Source organism: Marinobacter sp. VGCF2001 (assembly GCF_049943275.1).
Taxonomy (GTDB): domain Bacteria; phylum Pseudomonadota; class Gammaproteobacteria; order Pseudomonadales; family Oleiphilaceae; genus Marinobacter.
This window is the reverse complement of the sequence record NZ_JBNFVX010000003.1, coordinates 22,144-40,118: the sequence shown is the minus strand read 5'-3', so window position 1 is coordinate 40,118 and position 17,975 is coordinate 22,144. Positions and strand designations below refer to the sequence as shown.

At 58.2% G+C, this 17,975-nt stretch carries 15 protein-coding genes; 7 read left to right on the top strand and 8 right to left on the bottom strand.

Features of this window, described 5'->3' with window-relative positions; genetic code table 11:
• The first annotated feature begins 94 nt into the window (after positions 1–94).
• The 4 genes from ACP2AU_RS05515 to ACP2AU_RS05500 are packed head-to-tail and all read left to right on the top strand — an operon-like array spanning position 95 to position 5,474.
• A complete protein-coding gene (locus ACP2AU_RS05515; RefSeq protein WP_426375112.1) occupies positions 95–1,456 on the top strand; it encodes a malonyl-CoA decarboxylase in 1,362 nt (453 codons plus the stop codon).
• Between the two features lie 35 nt (positions 1,457–1,491).
• Entirely contained in the window at positions 1,492–2,241 is a 750-nt protein-coding gene (phbB, locus tag ACP2AU_RS05510; protein WP_426375111.1) for an acetoacetyl-CoA reductase, read from the top strand.
• 9 nt (positions 2,242–2,250) lie between these two features.
• Positions 2,251–4,029, top strand: coding sequence for an acyl-CoA dehydrogenase (locus tag ACP2AU_RS05505; protein ID WP_426375110.1), 1,779 nt, complete (start codon positions 2,251–2,253; stop codon positions 4,027–4,029).
• A 23-nt stretch (positions 4,030–4,052) separates the two neighbouring features.
• Complete coding sequence (locus tag ACP2AU_RS05500) at positions 4,053–5,474, top strand: NAD-dependent succinate-semialdehyde dehydrogenase (protein WP_426375109.1); 1,422 nt, start codon at positions 4,053–4,055, stop codon at positions 5,472–5,474.
• A 139-nt stretch (positions 5,475–5,613) separates the two neighbouring features.
• On the opposite strand, the gene ACP2AU_RS05495 is transcribed toward ACP2AU_RS05500, so the two are convergent.
• From ACP2AU_RS05495 to rlmE, 4 genes are all read right to left on the bottom strand, one after another.
• Positions 5,614–7,242 (bottom strand): AMP-binding protein, encoded by a 1,629-nt coding sequence (locus ACP2AU_RS05495; RefSeq protein WP_426375108.1) that lies wholly within the window; start codon positions 7,240–7,242, stop codon positions 5,614–5,616.
• Positions 7,243–7,282: 40 nt separating this feature from the next.
• Positions 7,283–8,683: a hypothetical protein gene (locus ACP2AU_RS05490; protein ID WP_426375107.1), complete on the bottom strand. Its 1,401-nt coding sequence runs from the start codon at positions 8,681–8,683 to the stop codon at positions 7,283–7,285.
• Between the two features lie 312 nt (positions 8,684–8,995).
• Positions 8,996–9,892, bottom strand: coding sequence for a DMT family transporter (locus ACP2AU_RS05485; RefSeq protein WP_426375106.1), 897 nt, complete (start codon positions 9,890–9,892; stop codon positions 8,996–8,998).
• 167 nt (positions 9,893–10,059) lie between these two features.
• On the bottom strand, positions 10,060–10,680 hold the full coding sequence (gene rlmE / locus ACP2AU_RS05480) for a 23S rRNA (uridine(2552)-2'-O)-methyltransferase RlmE (RefSeq protein ID WP_426375105.1): 621 nt from the start codon (positions 10,678–10,680) through the stop codon (positions 10,060–10,062).
• A gap of 171 nt (positions 10,681–10,851) precedes the next feature.
• Here rlmE and ACP2AU_RS05475 point away from each other — a divergent pair, with 171 nt between their 5' ends.
• A complete protein-coding gene (locus tag ACP2AU_RS05475; RefSeq protein WP_426375104.1) occupies positions 10,852–11,577 on the top strand; it encodes a TrmH family RNA methyltransferase in 726 nt (241 codons plus the stop codon).
• Between the two features lie 102 nt (positions 11,578–11,679).
• Positions 11,680–13,830 carry a 5-histidylcysteine sulfoxide synthase gene (ovoA, locus tag ACP2AU_RS05470; RefSeq protein ID WP_426375103.1) on the top strand — a complete coding sequence of 717 codons (2,151 nt, stop codon included), beginning with the start codon at positions 11,680–11,682 and terminating at the stop codon, positions 13,828–13,830.
• A gap of 28 nt (positions 13,831–13,858) precedes the next feature.
• Here the strand turns inward: ovoA and ACP2AU_RS05465 are convergent, their stop codons facing one another.
• Positions 13,859–14,617: a fructosamine kinase family protein gene (locus ACP2AU_RS05465; RefSeq protein WP_426375102.1), complete on the bottom strand. Its 759-nt coding sequence runs from the start codon at positions 14,615–14,617 to the stop codon at positions 13,859–13,861.
• A gap of 103 nt (positions 14,618–14,720) precedes the next feature.
• Here ACP2AU_RS05465 and ACP2AU_RS05460 point away from each other — a divergent pair, with 103 nt between their 5' ends.
• Positions 14,721–15,716, top strand: coding sequence for a lipid A deacylase LpxR family protein (locus tag ACP2AU_RS05460; RefSeq protein WP_426375101.1), 996 nt, complete (start codon positions 14,721–14,723; stop codon positions 15,714–15,716).
• Positions 15,717–15,755: 39 nt separating this feature from the next.
• Here ACP2AU_RS05460 and ACP2AU_RS05455 read toward each other — a convergent pair whose 3' ends face one another.
• From ACP2AU_RS05455 to ACP2AU_RS05445, 3 genes are read right to left on the bottom strand one after another with little or no spacing between them, the layout of a single operon-like run.
• Positions 15,756–16,382 (bottom strand): peroxiredoxin, encoded by a 627-nt coding sequence (locus ACP2AU_RS05455; protein ID WP_426375100.1) that lies wholly within the window; start codon positions 16,380–16,382, stop codon positions 15,756–15,758.
• Positions 16,379–16,831 (bottom strand): TIGR01244 family sulfur transferase, encoded by a 453-nt coding sequence (locus tag ACP2AU_RS05450; RefSeq protein WP_426375099.1) that lies wholly within the window; start codon positions 16,829–16,831, stop codon positions 16,379–16,381. Before ACP2AU_RS05450 ends, ACP2AU_RS05455 begins: the two co-directional genes overlap by 4 nt.
• Before the next feature lie 14 nt (positions 16,832–16,845).
• Positions 16,846–17,712 (bottom strand): MBL fold metallo-hydrolase, encoded by an 867-nt coding sequence (locus tag ACP2AU_RS05445; RefSeq protein WP_426375098.1) that lies wholly within the window; start codon positions 17,710–17,712, stop codon positions 16,846–16,848.
• Between the last annotated feature and the right edge of the window lie 263 nt (positions 17,713–17,975).

Genomic DNA, 17,975 nt, shown 5'->3' with positions numbered 1-17,975 from the left:
AACCAAGTATTTTTACTTGGTTTTTTAGAATCGCTCTGATAGCCTTCGTTTCAACAACAAAGACAACACCGCTTCGCAGAACGGGAGACGCGGCATGCAAGCTCAACCTGTGAATATCTTTGAGAGGGCATTCAAGAAACTGGTGCCCGGAGGGCTGGATTCGGTGAATCGTCGCGGCTCCGACATCATGAATATTTCTGCCGATCTGGAGGAGCCAGACCTTGCGACCGTTCGGGCCTGGATTGATAACTGCCTCGCTGAAAATGGTGGTCAGGTAGAAGCCCGAAATCGGGCGGCCCTGCTCGGGCGCGCCTATCTCAAGCTGTCAAAAACCGGAAAAATACGGTTTCTGGGGCTATTGGCTGACAAATACGGGGTCAACGAACAGAAGGCCGAAGCCGCCATCCACCAATGGCACAACGCGGCCGATGCCAGAAAAACAGATGCCGCTCAGGCGCTGCGCAAGGCACTCGAGCCCAGTCGGACCACACTGCTGAAACAGTTCAATGGCGTGCCATCGGGGGTCAAGTTTCTGGTTGATATGCGCGAGGAGCTGCTGGCTTACTGCAAGGAATACCCCTCTCTGAAGCCTCTAGAGACCGATCTCCGGGAATTGCTGGCGACCTGGTTTGATGTCGGGCTATTACAACTGGAAGAAATTACCTGGACCTCCAGCGCCGCCATGCTGGAAAAGCTGATTGCCTACGAGGCGGTGCACGCCATTAAAAGCTGGAGCGACCTGAAAAACCGGCTGGATTCCGACCGCCGCTGCTTTGCCTTTATCCACCCTAATATGCCCGAGGAACCTCTGATCTTTGTGGAGGTGGCTCTGGTGAACGGCCTGGCAGGAAATGTCCAGAAACTGCTCGATGAAGACGCGCCAACCCAGGCCCCCGAAACTGCAGATACCGCAATTTTCTATTCAATCTCCAATGCCCAGAAAGGCCTGGCGGGCATCAGTTTTGGTAACTTTCTGATCAAGCAGGTGGTGAAAAAGCTGAGCGATGAGTGCCCACAACTGAAGCAGTTCGCCACCCTGTCCCCCATGCCCGGTTTCGCGAAGTGGCTGGAGCGCTGTGCGCCTGCGGCCCTGGCGGAGCTGCCAGGCGGGGCTGATTGGCTGAACCTGCCGCCGCCCCGCTCCCTGGCCGTTACCGAACCGGCAGATCAGACCAAACAGGACACGCTGACCAAACTGGGCGCCGCTTACCTGTGCCTGTGTCAGAAAGACTCCGGCCGGGCACTGGACCCGGTCGCCCATTTTCACCTGAGTAATGGCGCCCAGGTCGCACGCATCAACTGGATGGCCGACAGCTCGGCAAAGGGCCTCGAGCAGTCGGGCGGGCTTATGGTGAATTACCTGTACGAACTGCCAAAGATTGAAGCCCGGAGCCAGCAATACAGTTCCGCCGGCGCCATCTCAAAGTCGCCAACCGTCAAAAAACTACTCAAATAACCTGCAATCACGCAAACAACCGAAAGGAGAATCCAATGACTAATCGTATCGCCGTTGTAACCGGGGCCACAGGTGGTCTGGGTACCAGTATGTGCAAAGCGCTCGCGGCGCAGGGCCGCACCATCGTGGCGTCTCACCTGCCAGACCAGAAGTCCACCGCCGATGCCGAAGTCTGGCAGTCCGAGATGCGCAACGAAGGCATTGAGGTCGCCGTGTACCCGCTGGATGTCACCAGCTACGAAAGCTGCCAGGCCTTTATGGCTCGAGTGGAACAAGACCACGGCCCGGTCGACATTCTGGTCAACAACGCCGGCATCACCAACGATGCGCCGTTGAAAAAGATGCAGCCCGAGCAGTGGAACCAGGTGATCAGCGTAAACCTCACGTCCATGTTCAATATGTGCAAACAGGTGTTCGAGGGTATGTGTGAACGCGGTTTTGGCCGTATCGTCAACATTTCCTCGCTGAACGGTGAAAAAGGCCAGTTTGGTCAATCCAACTACGCCGCCACCAAGGCTGGCATTTACGGATTCACCAAATCCATTGCCCTGGAAGGTGCCCGTAAAGGCGTTACCGCAAACGCCGTGTCGCCCGGTTACATCGACACCCCGATGGTCCGCAAAGTCCCGGAAAAAGTCCTCAACAGCATTCTTGATGGCATTCCGGTCGGGCGTCTGGGCCAGCCTGAGGATATCGCCCGGGCCGTTGCCTTCCTGACTGCCGACGATGCAGGTTTTGTCACCGGCACCAACCTGTCGGTTAACGGCGGCCAATTCATGAGCTGAGGACTTACCATGACAGAGTACAGAGCACCCACAAGGGACATGGCGTTCAGCCTCCAGCACGTTGCCGGCTTTGCTGAAATGGTCAAGGCCTGCGGCTACGAGGACGCGTCTGAAGACCTCGTCTCGGCCATTCTTGAAGAAGCCGCAAGGTTCTCAAGTTCCGTGATCGCACCCACCAATGCCGTTGGTGACCGCACCGGTGTCAAACTGGACGCCCACGGGGAAGTTGCCACGCCCGAAGGCTTCCGTGACGCCTATCAGCAGTATGCCGACAGCGGCTGGGCCAGCCTGCAGTTCGATCCCGAGTTTGGCGGCCAGGGGCTGCCGTTTTCTCTGGCCATCCCCGTTCAGGAAATGTGGCATTCCGCCAACATGGCCTGGGGGCTCTGTCCTCTGTTGTCCCAAGGGGCCGTTGAGGCTTTGTCCGAGAATGCCAGCGACGAGCTGAAACAGAAGCTGTTGGCCAACATGATCTCGGGCCACTGGACCGGCACCATGAACCTGACCGAACCGCAATCCGGCTCGGATCTGTCGGGCATCCGCACCCAGGCCTCGCCGGATGGCGCGGTATACCGGATCAAAGGCCAGAAGATTTTTATTACCTGGGGTGAACACGATATGGCCGAGAACATCGTCCACCTCGTGCTCGCCCGCTTGCCCGATGCCCCGGAGGGCGTGAAGGGCATCTCGCTGTTTGCCGTGCCCAAGTTTCTCACCGACGATACCGGCAACGCCACCGTTCGGAACGACTGCCGGGCGGTGTCGCTCGAACACAAGCTCGGTATTCACGCCAGTCCCACCTGCGTGATGAGCTATGGCGATAACGACGGCGCCATTGGCTACCTGGTTGGGGAAGAAAATCAGGGCCTGGCTTGTATGTTCACCATGATGAACAATGCCCGCCTGACCGTTGGTCTGCAGGGGGTCTCCATCTCGGAACGGGCTTACCAGCAGACCCGTGCTTATACCGCCGAACGCGCACAGGGCGCAGCTCCCGGAGAACAGGGCCCATCTCCTATCATCCGGCACCCGGATGTGCGTCGGATGCTGATGACCATGAAAGCCCTGACCGAAGCGGCCCGGGCACTCGCCTATACCGGATGTGTGGCCGTCGACTTCGCCAAGGGCCAGGATCTGCCCGAAGACGTCAGAGCCAGATACCAGCGCCGGGCCGATCTTCTGACCCCCATTGTAAAAGGCTGGTGTACCGAGATCGCCCAGGAGGTCACGTCACTGGGCATTCAGTGTCATGGCGGCATGGGGTTTGTGGAAGAAACCGGGGTGGCCCAGCATTATCGCGATGCCCGTATTCTGCCCATCTATGAAGGCACCAACGGGATTCAGGCACTGGATCTGATTGGCCGAAAAACTCTGCGCGACCAGGGTAAAGCCATGACTGAACTACTGGCAGACATCCGCACCTGGGCTGCGACAGACGCCGGCCAGCCAATGCTGACGCACGAGCGAATGAACCGATTCGAGCAGGCCATCGCCTTTGTCGAAGAGGCGACCCGCCTGGTGCTCGAGCAACGCCAAAACACGAACTTTGCGGGCTCGGTCGCCTTCAACTACCTCATGCTCTGCTCAACAGTCACGGCCGCCGGGCTTATGCTGAAATCAGCCATGGCGGCTGCGGGCAAAGACGATGGCGACACGGCCTTCGCCACAAACAAATTGCATACCACCAATTTCTTTTTCGACCATATTTTGCCACGTTGCTCGGGCTATCTGGCCGCTTTGCGCGCCGGCGAGGAGTCGATCATGGCATTATCGGAACTCGACTTTTAACCCCGTTTGAAAGGTGACCCATCATGTTCATCAATGGCGAATGGATTACCGATCGACCGCAGTTTCAGGTAACCAACCCCGCAACCGGCGAGGTCATCGGCGAAGTACCCGACTGCACCGATCAGGATATTGAGGCGGCCATTGCCGCCGCCCACAACCGATTTGGCGAATGGAAAACCACCACCGCCTACCATCGCTCCCAACTTCTCTATCGGGCCTGGGAGCTGATGATCAAACGCAAGCGTGAGCTGGCTGAACTGATGACCCGGGAACAGGGCAAGCCGCTGAAAGCGTCCCTGAACGAGGTTCAGTACGGCGCGGATTTTCTGCTGTGGTTTGCCGAGGAAGCCAAGCGGATCTACGGCCAGACCATTCCCTCGTCACGTGAGAACCAGCGGTTTCTCGTGCAAAAATCCCCGGTCGGCGTGGTCGGTGCCATTACCCCCTGGAACTATCCCATCTCCATGATTACCCGCAAGCTCGGGCCAGCTCTGGCGGCGGGTTGCACCGTGGTTCTTAAGCCCGCGGAAAGTACTCCGCTGTGCGCCAGGGCCATGCTAGAGATTTTTCAGGAAGCCGGCTTCCCCCCCGGTTCGGTTAATGCCATCACAGTGCAGAATCCGGAACGCGTCGGCCAGGCATTCTGTACCGACGCCCGGGTTCGCAAGCTCACCTTTACCGGCTCCACGCCCGTTGGTAAGGAGCTCAATGCATTGGCTGCGGCCAACATGAAGCGGGTCTCAATGGAGCTGGGCGGCCATGCCCCCGCCATTATCTTCCCCGATGCCGACCCGGTGTATGCCGCCAAGGGCTTGTCGCTGGTGAAATTCCTCAACACCGGGCAGGCCTGCATCAGCCCCAACCGTATCTTCGTGCATGAAGACCAGCTGGAGCCCTTCATTGCGGAGCTGAGCAGCCGGGCCCGTCGCCTGATTGCCGGCAATGGCATGGACGACGGCGTCGGTGTCGGGCCACTCATCAACCAACTGGCGCTCCAGAAAGTCGACCGCCAGGTAAAAGACGCGGTCGCTCGTGGCGCCCGGATCGAAACCGGCGGCCAGCGCCTGACGGAGGGCGAGCTGGGCGCCGGCTGCTTCTATGCCCCGACCGTTCTTTCCGGTGTCACCCCGGCCATGGACATCTACCGGGAGGAAACCTTCGGGCCGGTGGCGCCGGTGGTTAGCTATCGCTCTGAAGACGATGTCATCGCCATGGCGAACGACACCGATTATGGTTTGGCTGCCTACATCTACAGCAACAACATCAGTACCGCCATGAAGGCGTTCGAGGCGTTGGACTTTGGCATTATTGGTATCAACGATATCAATCCGACCAGCGCGGCTGCCCCCTTTGGCGGTATGAAGAACAGTGGCCTGGGCCGCGAAGGTGCCCAAGAGGGTATTGAAGAATACCTCGAAACCAAGCTTGGGGGGCTCGCCCTGTAGAGACAATCCTCCTGTTGCCCGGCCACACGCCGGGCTTTTTTTTGCACCTTGATTCTGGTGCGCAACGAACCCGAATCTCAGCCACAAAAAACCCCGGCATCAGCCGGGGTAAATCACCACACCATCAACGTTCGTCAGGCTACTGTGCTCCCAACTGGCCTCTGAGCACATGCTTCTGGAGTTTTCCGGTCGAGGTTTTCGGGAGTTCCTCCGCGAACACCACCCTCTTCGGGACTTTGAAGCCGGCGAGATTAGCCCGGCAATGGGCCACAATATCGTCGACGGTCAGGCCGTCGTTATTGGGCTTGAGCGTGATGAAGGCACACGGAATCTCGCCCCAGTGCTCATCCGGTGCTGCGACAACTGCCGCCTCCATCACCGCGGGATGGTCATACAACGTGCTTTCCACTTCCAGCGTAGAGATATTCTCGCCACCAGAAATGATGATGTCTTTCGATCGATCCTTGATTTCAACGTAGCCATCCGAGTGCCAGACGCCCAGATCGCCGGTGTGAAACCAGCCGCCCTTGAAGGACTTGCCGGTTTCCTCGGGGTTGTTCAGGTAACCTTTCATCACCGCATTACCCCGTACGAACAGCTCGCCAATGGCCACCCCATCCCGGGCGACCGGCTTCATAGTATGGGGGTCGGCTACCATCATGTCGGCCATGGACAACGACAGAATCCCCTGGCGTGCCATCTTGACGGCTTTCTGCTTGGCGTCCAGCGCGTGCCAGTCGTCCTGGAACTCACAGATCAGACTGGGGCCATAGGTTTCGGTGAGCCCGTACAGATGGACCACCTTGATCCCCATCGATTCCATGGCTTCTATGGTGGCGGCCGGTGGCGCGGCACCGCCGGTGGCGGCAGTAATGTGCTGGCTGAACGGCAATTTCTGCTCTTCCGGCGCATTGATCAACATATTCAGCACCACGGGCGCCGCACAAAAATGCGTGACACCGTGTTGCGCAAACGCCTCAAACACCGGTTTCGGGTGCGGGGCTCTCAGGCAGACATGAGTTCCCGCCGCCGCAGTAACCGCCCAGGGATAACACCAGCCATTGCAATGGAACATGGGCAGCGTCCAGAGGTACACGGCGCCCTCTGGAAGACCAAATCCGATCACGTTGCTCAACGCGTTCAGATGCGCACCTCGGTGGTGATACACCACGCCTTTCGGGTTGCCGGTGGTACCAGAGGTATAATTCAGCGCGATGGCCTGCCATTCGTCGTCCGGCATTTGCCACTGGAAGTCGTCGTCGCCGGTGGCCAGCAGATCTTCGTAGGTCATCCTGCCAATCAGCTCACCGCCGTCAAAGCAGGGGTCATCAACATCAATCACAATGGGCTTGGCATCACAACCGGCCAGCGCATCACCGGCACGATCGCTGTACTCTTTGTCGGTAAAGAATACCTTGGCACGGCCATGATTGAGCATGAAGGTCATGGTTTTGGCATCCAGCCGCGTATTCTGGGCGTTCAACACCGCGCCAATCATGGGCACCGCAAAGTGGAGTTCCAGCATTTCAGGAATGTTTGGCAGAAGTGCCGCCACCGTGTCTCCTTTCCGCACGCCCAGCTTGCGCAGTGCCGAAGCCATCTTCAAACACCGCCGATAAGTTTCGGACCAGGATCGGCGGATATCTCCATGAATGACCGCCGTTCGGTTCGGGTGTGCCAGCGCGGTGCGCTGGATAAACGTAACCGGCGTCAGAGGCGTGTAATTGGCCTCTGCCTTATCCAGCCCTGACTCAAACATATTATTCATTTATCTTGACCTCTTGTTGTTGTCCTACACGGTTGCCGGCTCAGCTCCGATCAGTCACCGCATCGTCACCCATCGCATCCTCGTTGTGGTGCGTTGCCTCGTAGACATCGGCAAACCAGTTTTTCTCCAGAAAGAACCAGAGCACCAGCCCAACGCCCAGCCCCCAGGCCGCACCTTTGACCGCAAGGACGGAACCCACAATAACGGCAACGCCACGTTCAAGGTTGGTCTGACGATCCAGCATTTCGATAGCCAGATAGCCGCACAAATAGCCCTGGATCAGCAGCGTCAGCGCCATACCAATGTTCAGGCCCGGCTTGAACAGCGTGACCACGGGAACCAGCACAATCGCAATGGTCATGCCCCAATAAAGACTGGTCGCACCGCCCCAGTAACTGTCCATCACTGAACGAGGGTTGTTCATGTAGCGGTTGATCACCAGGGCTTGACCACCGGTCCAGCCGGGACCGGACAAACTGATAAACGGTGCAAACAGGGCGTGCAGCATATTGCGAATGCCCACGATGATGCTGTTGCGGCGAGGGCTGAAAACCAGCTTCTCATCCTTACGCACACCATCGGCATTCTTGAACAGCGAGTCCATCACCAGAATGTCGCCAAACGCGATGATGTAGGCGGCCAGGGCCAGAGGAATGGCATCGATAAAGTACTCAAGAGGCGGGAAGCCCAGACCAAAGATACTGTAGTCCTGCAGAATCGAAGTAAACGGAATGGTGGTGAAACCCCATTCGATCACCGGCGCGTTAACCTCACCGATGACGATGCCGAACACGTACGCAATCAGGAAAGGCACGGCTATGCCGTACTGCGCCACAAACCGGAAAAAGCCGTAGCGCGCCCGCAGCGGCCCGGCCGTTTCGGAAAACAGCATGAAGAAACCAAGAACAGCACCGGTCAAAATGGTAATCGGCATGGTCCACACGCGACCATCCGCCGCGAACTCGCCCATCACCGCCGAGACGCCCGCACCAATTAATATGCCGGACTTGAGCGACATCGGCATCTTGCGCACCAGGGAATCTGCGCCCTTGAACACCCCCAGCCCAAGAAAAATCACCGCGACGGTTATCTGTAATGCAATGAGTGCGAGTAATCGCTCGTCCCCCTCCGGATAACCAGTGAGAAACGCGATATACAGAGGAATGCCCGCGGTAATCCAACCTGCGACCGCCGGGTCACCAAAATGGGAATGCACGAGGTAGAGAATGTTGTTCAGCAGAACAAAGGCAACCGCGACTTCAAACGGAATACCCAGAACCGACGTCATCAACGCGGTAATACTCAGCGGAACCACGCAGAGGATCGCCCCCTGCAGCACATCCGGAATTTCGATCTTGTAGTGCACAAAGGGCACACGCAATTTCAGTGCACCCAACATCGACGGTTGTTCACCGCCGGTCGGTCGTTTGTGTAAGGACATTGTTTTTGTTCTCCATCCAATTGAATTTGGGAATGCAGGAAAGAATAGGCCCCATGGAAAATACTAGGCACTAACACTCACCAATTCAATGGTTTTTACTTGGTTTTTTAGGTGTTTTTATTTGGGCGAACAGGATCTATAACCCACAATTATCTCAAGCCACTGATTTACATGGAGATATAATGAGACGAAAGCGTTGAAATGCTCGAGGCAGGCCGCTTGGAGGCACGGAAAGAAAGGCGGAAAAGGCCGCGCAAAGGGGCGCGGCCATGAGCAGGGGACACACAGCGTTGGACAAGGCAACCTGTTCGGTCAGGCGGCGGTTTGAAGCTCTGCCTGGGCTTGCGGCTGGCGATTCGTCAACACTGCCTGGGCAGCGCCCGACAGAATGATCAGGGTACAACCCGCCAGCTGGAGCAGGTTCAGGCTCTGGTCGAACAGCACCCAGGCCAGGGCGACCACGGTGATGGGCTCAAGATACGCCAGCGTGCCAAAGGTCGCTGCCGGCAGCGAACGCAACGCAATCACCGCCAGCATGATGGCGAGAAAACCGGGCACTACGCCGGCGGCAATCAGCCAGCCCCACTGCACACCAGAAATGGCATCGCCCTGAAGCAACATCAGTGGCAGCATACACAGCGCACCGGCGAGCATCTGATACCCGCTGCGGCTGACCACATGAACCCGATCGTCGATCAGGCGGTTGGTCAGCATGAACGCCGCATAACAGAGCATCGCGCACAGCGCATAGGCGAGCCCGATTGCCTCATCTGCCCGCCCGCTCAGGCTGAAATTGAATTCCATCATCATCGCAAAACCCAGCAGCGCGAAGCCGATCAGCCCCATGCTGGCGGGGGTCAGCCGCTCGCCCATGAAACAATGGGCAACCACCGATGCGGTTACCGGGGCCAGGTACATCACCATGACGGCATTGGCCATACTGGTGAAGCCCATGGCGAGCACATAAAACATCACGAACCCGGCCAGAAAGGCACCCGTCACCAGGATTTTCACTCCGGGCCAGACCAGCACTTTGTCACGCTGGCCGGTGGCCATCAGGTAAACCGCCACCAGGGCGGCGCCAATCGCCAGGCGGTAGAAGGTTACGGTTTCTGCAGCCACCCCCGCGTAGAACGAAATGGCACCGATGGTACCCATGAAAATGGCAGACAGGGCGGCTGCCCCGAGAAACACACCCGAACCGGACACATCTGACCTCGTAACGTTTCTGGTTTTTCGGAAGCCAGCGTTAGCCTCGAGCCACCACTGGATAAAATAAGCTTGCTATGATCTCGCGTCCCATCCGGAAAGGAAAGCGCGCGCCCGCGAATAGCTGAATACCGGCAACGACAGCTGCCAAGGACTATGTCGGTGGCTCAACCTTTAAAACCTTTGGCCACCAGGTAGACTTCCCGGGATCTCGCCCGCGACGAATCCGGTTTGCGAATCACCACCTTGTCGAACGACTCGCGCACGGTTTTCACGTACTCGTCGTAACCCTCGCCGTGAAACACCTTGGCCACAAAACTGCCTTTGGGCTTGAGCACCTGGCAGGCCATGTCCAGTGCCAGCTCCACCAGATACATGGATGCCGCCTGGTCCGCCGCGTTCACGCCACTGATGTTCGGCGCCATGTCGGAAATTACCACCTCGGCCCGCGCGCCCTCCAGCACTGCCATCAGCTGGTCGAATACAGACTGCTCGGTGAAGTCGCCCTGGATGAATTCCACACCGGCAATCGCGTCCATGGGCAGGATATCCGAGGCCACAACCCGCCCCTTGTGCCCCACCAGTTTCGCCGCCACCTGCGACCAGCCGCCCGGAGCGGACCCCAGATCCACCACCAGGTCATTGGGTTTGATCAACCGGTCCTTGTTGTTGATCTCCAGCAGTTTGTAACTGGCGCGGGAACGGTAACCATCCTGTTGCGCCTGCTTCACAAAGGGATCGTTTACGTGCTCTTCGAGCCACCGGTTACTGCTTTTGGAGCGTGCCATGGATTGCCTTCTGTTCACTGCGGAGAATGAGCGCATTGTACGCCGCCGCCCAGTGCGCCGCAAAAACGGCTGCGCCCTGACAAGCGCCCGACACGGCCTTACAATGGGTCCAACATTCACTCTGCCCGCTGCACACAGCCAGCCCCGGCAAACGCCACGGAACCCGAACCAGTGAAACTGAACGACCTTAAAAAGCTGCACCAGAAGAAATATCGTCAGTCGTTCGGGCAATTTCTGGTGGAGGGCGAGCATCTGGTGCTCGAACTGGAGCGGGCCGCCAAACAGATGCCACACTGGCGGCAGGCACAGCTTTACGTCACCGATGCTTATGAAGACTGGCCGAGCCGGTGGCCGAAACACGTCATCAGCGACCGGCAGATGGCTCAGCTGTCCGACACCCGGAGTCCTCAGGGCATTGTCGCCGTGGCCCCCTTGCCTGTCGCGGCGGCAGAGTCGGCATTGCAGCAGACCGCCGTTTACCTGCACGAAGTCCAGGACCCCGGCAATCTGGGCACCATTCTGCGCACGTTGGCCTGGTTTGGCGGGTTCCGGTGCCTGCTCAGCCCCGGCAGTGTCGACCCCTATAACCCCAAAGTGGTGCGCGCCAGCATGGGGGCGATTTTTCACACGCCCCTGGAAACCGAGGTTCCGCTGGAAACGCTACCCGAGCGTTTTGCGCGCATTGCATACCTGGACATCGGGGGGCAACCGCTCACATCCGCCAGCTTCCACGAGCACGACTGTTACCTGTTTGGCAACGAGGCCCGGGGAGTTCCCGAACAGGCCCTGACGGAACTCGGCGCCCGCGCCTATACCATCCCGGGTGCCGCTGCCATCGAATCGCTCAACCTGGCATCCGCGGTCAATATGGCAGTGTATGAGCTGAAACGGACCTGATGCCCCGGGTTCCCTGTTTTTTACTTGGAAACATCTGAACCGCTTACCTATGGTTGAACGTAATCTTCCTGGACAACATTAACGAGAAGGACCTGTTTCACCATGGCCTCATCCCAGAGCACCGCTGTATTGGAACGCCCCGACACGCTGGGCCTGACCCGCACCCCCAACCTTGCCGAGGGCAGCCCGGAGGCAAAACGTCAGGAAATCGCGCGCTACTTCACCAACACTTTCGACACTTACACGCGCCTGTTCGATTGCCTGGCAGACGATGCCGGCTACTTCCAGAAATCGATTCCACTACGACACCCGCTGATTTTCTATCTGGGCCACACGGCCACTTTTTTTGTCAACAAGCTGGTGCTCGCCAAGACGCTGAAAGACCGCATCAACCCGCACATGGAATCGGTCTTTGCCGTGGGTGTGGACGAAATGAGCTGGGACGACCTGAACGAAGATCACTACGACTGGCCGAGTGTTGAAGAGGTCCTGGGCTACCGGGCCCAGGTTCGCCAAACCGTGCTGGAGCTGATCGAGACCCTGTCACTTACACTGCCCATTGACTGGAACAGCGACTGGTGGCCTATCGTGATGGGGGTTGAGCACGAGCGCATCCACCTGGAAACCTCGTCCGTGCTGATTCGCCAACACGCGTTGGAGCGGGTGCAGCCACAACCGGAATGGGCCCCCAACCGCGAAACCGGCGAAGCCCCGGAGAATGAATTACTAACGGTACCGGCAGGCGAGGTTGCCATCGGCAAACCCTACGACGATGCCTATTACGGCTGGGATAACGAATACGGCGAACACCGTGCCGAGGTCGCCGAGTTCAAAGCCAGCCAGTATCTGGTCAGTAATCAGGAATTTCTGGAGTTTGTGGAAGCCGGCGGCTACCAGCAGGATCAGTACTGGAACGAAGAAGGCCTGGCCTGGCGTAATTTTGCCGAGGCCAGACACCCTACCTTCTGGCGCTGGCACAACGGCTGGCACCTGCGGCTGATGACCGAAGAAGTCGAGATGCCCTGGGACTGGCCGGTGGAGGTCAATTACCTTGAGGCCAAAGCGTTCTGTGAGTGGAAACGCGAGCAGACCGGGCAACCGGTGCGCCTGCCCACCGAAGACGAGTGGTACCGGCTGTGCGAGGAAGCGGGCGTTGAAGAAGTCCGGGACACCCCGGCCAACGCCAACCTGCACCTTGATCACGGAGCCTCCTCCTGCCCGGTCACCCGTTTCCGCCATGGCCAATGGTTCGATGTGGTGGGCAACGTCTGGCAGTGGACCGAAACGCCCACCTACCCGTTCGACAACTTCAAAGTGCATCCGCTGTACGACGACTTCACCACACCCACGTTCGACGGCCAGCACAATCTGATCAAAGGCGGCTCCTGGATTTCCTGTGGCAACGAAGCAAGGCTGGCCTCCCGTTATGCCTTCCGTCGGCATTTCTTCCAGCATGCAGGCTTCCGCTACATCACCTCCGAGGCCCAGGCTGTTCAACCCAACGCCTACTACGAGAGCGACCGGCTACTCACTGAATACGCCGAGTTCCATTACGGCGACCGTTGGTTTGGCGTCGCCAATTTCCCGAAAACCATGGCGGAACTGGCCCTGGACGCTATGGCCGGCAAAAAAACCGGGAAAGCGCTGGATCTGGGCTGTGCCTGTGGCCGGGCAAGTTTTGAGCTGGCACGCCAGTTTGACGAGGTTGAAGGTGTCGATTTCTCTGCCAACTTCATACGTCTGGGGGTGGAGATGGCCGAGCAGGGCGCCATCCGTTATTCACTGACCGAAGAAGGCGAACTGGTCAGCTACCACACCCGCACCCTGAAAGAACTGGATCTCGAAGATACCGCCGCCAAGGTGGCGTTCTATCAGGGCGATGCCTGCAACCTGAAGCCCCAGTATTCCGGTTATGACCTGGTATTGGCCGCCAATCTGATCGACCGCCTGTACCGGCCACGTCGTTTCCTGGAGTGCATCCACGATCGCATTAACGAAGGCGGGCTGCTGATTATTGCCTCCCCGTATACCTGGCTTGAAGAACACACCCCGAAAGAGGAATGGCTTGGCGGTTTCAAGAAGGATGGCGAAAATCACCGAACGCTAGACGGCATTCGAGAGTGCCTGGGAGAGCACTTCAGGATGGTGGGCGAGCCCCGGAAAGTGCCCTTCGTGATCCGCGAGACCGAGCACAAGTTCCAGCACACGCTGTCTGAAGTGACCGTGTGGGAACGCAAACCCGCCAGGAGCTGAGTGTGATGCCGGCGTTACCAGCTTCTGCTTACGAGGCTGGTAGCGCCGCCAAGGCCGACAGGCCACGCTCGCAACCACCCAGATAGCCACCACCGAACAGGTTGTAGTGGTTGAGGTAGTGGTACAGGTTATAGATTTCTCGCTTGGTGGCGTAGATCTCAGTGCGCGGGTATACGCGATCGTAGGCACGATAGAACGCAGCGCCGAAACCGCCAAACATCTCGGTCATGGCAAGGTCCGCCTCCCGGTCGCCCTGATACACCGCCGGGTCAATCAGCCAGGGGCCATTACGGTCAAACATCACGTTGCCGTTCCACAGGTCGCCATGCAACAGGCTCGGATGTTCGCAATGCCGATCCAGCCAGTTGGCCAGGCAGGCACCACAGGCTTCCAGGGTGCGCTCGAACCTGGCTCGCACCCCGGCATCTGAGATCCGGCTGACCTGATACTTCAGCCGCTGCTCCAGGAAAAACCGGCCCCAGGAATCTGTCAGCGTATTGGGTTGAGGTGCCAGACCAATGAAGTTGTCGCGGCGCCAGCCATATTGATCCCGAGCCAGCAGGTGCAACTGCGCCAGCCCCTCCCCCAACGCAGTGAGGCACTTGTCGTCGGGCGGTGCTGAGTCAATCCGCCTGAGGGTAAGTCGGTGCTGGTTCACCTCCATAACTTCCGGAATACGGAGTGCCTCAACTCCTGCCTGCTGCAACCCGTCCCGAAGAGATTCCAGACCCTCAGCTTCGCAAATCAGCGCATCGGCATAGCCCGTGGTATTGGTTTTAACGTGCATATTGACTCCTGATTAGCGCGGGTATGGATCTGTTTGCGCCATAAAACCGTAGCAGGGTTCTGCTAAGATACTTTGCATCCTACCCTCACGGAGTCCATTCCCAGTGCCCATCCGAGCTCTTTTTGCCCGCATTAGCCTCTTATTCGTGCTAGCACCCGCTTCCGCCAATGCGGAACAGTTCAACCTTGCCTGGGACAACGATCTATTCACTGGCAGCGACCGGGGCTACACCAATGGCGTGCGCCTGTCTTACCTTACCAATACAGCCGAAGACTCCGGCGGAGGCTCAGCCCGACTTGCAAGGACGGGCAGAGATAGTCTGTCATTTCTGCCCGGCGTCGGCGACGCCGACAACAACCATGCAATGAGTGTCAGTCTGCGTCAACTCATGGTGACACCGGCAGACATTAGCCAGGAAGAGCCTCAATTCAATGATATCCCCTACGCCGGTCATCTCTCCCTGAGCAGCACCCTCTGGAGCTGGAGTGCTGACAGTATTACGGGGTACGGCGCTCACATTGGCGTGGTTGGTCCTGAAAGCGGCGCCGAAGCCAGCCAGAAATGGGTGCACAAAATCACCGGGAGCGAACGCCCCAAAGGATGGGACAACCAGCTAGGGACCGACGTGGTTGGCGGATTTCAGGCGGCCCACGGGCGCAAACTGTTGCAAGCGGGGCAACGCGGCGACCTTGAACAACAGTTTTCAGCGGTAGGCTCCGGCCTGCTGTCCAGTTTTCGAACCTCCGCGACCGTTGGCGTGATCTGGCGGATGGGCAGAAACCTTCCGGCCAATTTTATACCGGATTACGCCGGCAGCTCCTCTGCCATCGCGTTACCCGGATCTTTCAGTGGCGCGAAAAGCGCCTGGTCATTATTCATAGGCCTGGGGGCGGAATACATTGCCTATTCCTATCTGGAGGACAATTCCGGGCCCTACCGGTTCAATGAGGGCCCCCTGCTCGGCCAGATAGGCCTGGGCGGCACCTGGCAGTGGGACAACCTGCAAGCGGCGCTGATTTTGCGGGCCACGACGGGGGAAGAACAGCGTAACCAGGATAACTTCAGCTTTGGCACGCTGTCTTTTAGCTGGGTGTTATGAGGAAGCGCGCCGGTCGGGGCGCTTCCTCAGTACCAGAAATCAGATTCTGGTCAGGCGCAGATAAGGCCGCAACTCGTTCCAGCCCTGCGGGAACATATCTTTCGCCTGCTCGTTGGAGATGGACGGCGGAATAATCACCTCGCCACCTTTCTTCCAATCCGCCGGCAGCGCACAGCTGTTGGCATCGGCCGTTTGCAGCGCGTCGATGGCGCGCAGGATCTCGTCGAAGTTACGGCCCACCGCCATCGGGTAGGTCATGGTCAGACGGACTTTCTTGTCCGGGTCAATAATGAACACACTGCGCACAGCAGCAGTTTCGCTCTCGCCCGGGTGGATCATTTCGTACAGCTCGGCGATCTTGTGGTCCTCATCGGCAACGATCGGGAACTGCAGGTCACAGCTCTGAGTGTCGTTTACATCATCAATCCACTTCAGATGTTCTTCAACCGAGTCCGTCGACAAACCGAGCGGCTGCACATTGCGGGCCGCAAACTCCTGCGCCAGCTGCGCCGTCCGGCCCATCTCGGTGGTGCATACCGGGGTGAAGTCAGCCGGGTGGCTGAAGAAAAACACCCAGGAATCGCCGGCCCACTCGTGAAAGCTCATGGGGCCTTTGGTGGTGGCTACATTGAAATCAGGGGCAATCTGTCCAAGACGAATGGTCATTTCATTTCTCCTGTCGGGGTTTCCACGTTTGTGGCGTTGGTTAACAAAGCTTCAATGGGTTGGGTTTCGTGGCCTGCGTCATGGGCCGCCTTCAGCAACATCGGAATATTGCATTGCGGGTTCCGGGCCCGGGACTGGGCCCACATATGCACCGCCCGCCGGCCTGTCCTGCAGAATCCAAGAATCGGCGCCGGTGCGGCATCCAGTGCCTGTGCAAAGGCATCCACATCCTGTTCGGTGTATTCGCCGGAGGCGACCGGCACACAGAACCATTGCAGATCATGGCTTGCGGCGGCCTGGCGAAACGCTTCTTCACCGTCGTAGCCGTCCTCGCCGGCGCGGCGATTGCAGATCACCGTTCGGAAGCCCTGGCGGCGAATGTCCTCAAAATCCTCAGGCGCGACGGCATCTGCCACGGCGAATCCTGGTTCCAGAACTTGAATCTTCATCGTTAATCTCCAGCTCAGAAGCCGTTTACCGGGACTTTCAGGTAAACCTGCCCGTTGTCTTCCGCCGGCGGCATGGCCCCGGCACGCATATTCACCTGCACCGACGGTACGATCAGCTTCGGCATGGCAAGCGTGGCATCGCGCTCGGTTCGCATCCGCACAAAGTCGGATTCGTTCATGCCCTCGCGTACATGAATGTTACGTTCGCGCTGTTCGGCTACCGTGGTTTCATGCCGGTATTCATCCCGCCCCGGCGCCTTGTAGTCATGGCACAGGAAGATCCGCGTCTCGCCGGGCAGAGCCAGCACCTTCTGTGCAGACTGGTACAGAGTCTGGGCGTCACCGCCGGGGAAATCGCAGCGGGCGGTACCAGAATCCGGTGCGAACAGGGTGTCGCCAACAAAGGCTGCATCGCCGATGACGTAGGTCAGGCATGCCGGTGTGTGGCCGGGCGTATGAAGGACCTGTCCCTCCAGATTGCCAATGCGGAACCGGTCGCCCTCTTCAAACAACTGGTCAAACTGACTGCCGTCCCGGGCGAATTCGGTGCCGGCGTTGAAGGCTTTTCCGAAGATTTCCTGAACGTCCACGATCTTAGCGCCAATGCCGGTCTTGCCACCCAGGTGGTCGTGCAGATAGGGCGCAGCAGAGAGGTGGTCGGCATGTACGTGGGTTTCAAGAATCCACTCAACCTGAAGATTGTTGTCCCGAATAAACGAGAAGATCTGATCGGCTGAACGCACATCGATCCTGCCTGCGGCGTAATCAAAGTCCAGCACCGAGTCGATGATGGCACAGGCCTGGCTGTCAGGATCCTGAACGACGTAGCTGAAGGTGTTGGTCGCTTCGTCGAAGAAGTGAGTGACTGATGGCGTTTGCATCGTCTTGTCCTCCTCGGGCATGGGTATCGTTAACTCACACCGTTAGTAGACCATACTTTTAGGAATAACCATATACCTTTAACGAATATAAAACCTGATGCAAACGATAGTCTCTGTGCATCGCATGGCTAAACCCTCAAACTCTTTGCTATAAGTTGACTACTGAGCGCTGGAGTACACCGTCATAGCCACATTCAGCCAATAAAGGTGCAGCTGTTCCCTATTGTGAGCGGGCATAAACCGTAACCGAGACAGACCGTTTG

Coding starts and splice junctions, on each gene's coding strand:
- ACP2AU_RS05515 (WP_426375112.1), top strand. CDS start 95: ATGCAAGCTCAACCTGTGAATATCTTTGAGAGGGCATTCAAGAAACTG.
- phbB (WP_426375111.1), top strand. CDS start 1,492: ATGACTAATCGTATCGCCGTTGTAACCGGGGCCACAGGTGGTCTGGGT.
- ACP2AU_RS05505 (WP_426375110.1), top strand. CDS start 2,251: ATGACAGAGTACAGAGCACCCACAAGGGACATGGCGTTCAGCCTCCAG.
- ACP2AU_RS05500 (WP_426375109.1), top strand. CDS start 4,053: ATGTTCATCAATGGCGAATGGATTACCGATCGACCGCAGTTTCAGGTA.
- ACP2AU_RS05495 (WP_426375108.1), bottom strand. CDS start 7,242: ATGAATAATATGTTTGAGTCAGGGCTGGATAAGGCAGAGGCCAATTAC.
- ACP2AU_RS05490 (WP_426375107.1), bottom strand. CDS start 8,683: ATGTCCTTACACAAACGACCGACCGGCGGTGAACAACCGTCGATGTTG.
- rlmE (WP_426375105.1), bottom strand. CDS start 10,680: ATGGCACGCTCCAAAAGCAGTAACCGGTGGCTCGAAGAGCACGTAAAC.
- ovoA (WP_426375103.1), top strand. CDS start 11,680: ATGGCCTCATCCCAGAGCACCGCTGTATTGGAACGCCCCGACACGCTG.
- ACP2AU_RS05465 (WP_426375102.1), bottom strand. CDS start 14,617: ATGCACGTTAAAACCAATACCACGGGCTATGCCGATGCGCTGATTTGC.
- ACP2AU_RS05455 (WP_426375100.1), bottom strand. CDS start 16,382: ATGACCATTCGTCTTGGACAGATTGCCCCTGATTTCAATGTAGCCACC.
- ACP2AU_RS05450 (WP_426375099.1), bottom strand. CDS start 16,831: ATGAAGATTCAAGTTCTGGAACCAGGATTCGCCGTGGCAGATGCCGTC.
- ACP2AU_RS05445 (WP_426375098.1), bottom strand. CDS start 17,712: ATGCAAACGCCATCAGTCACTCACTTCTTCGACGAAGCGACCAACACC.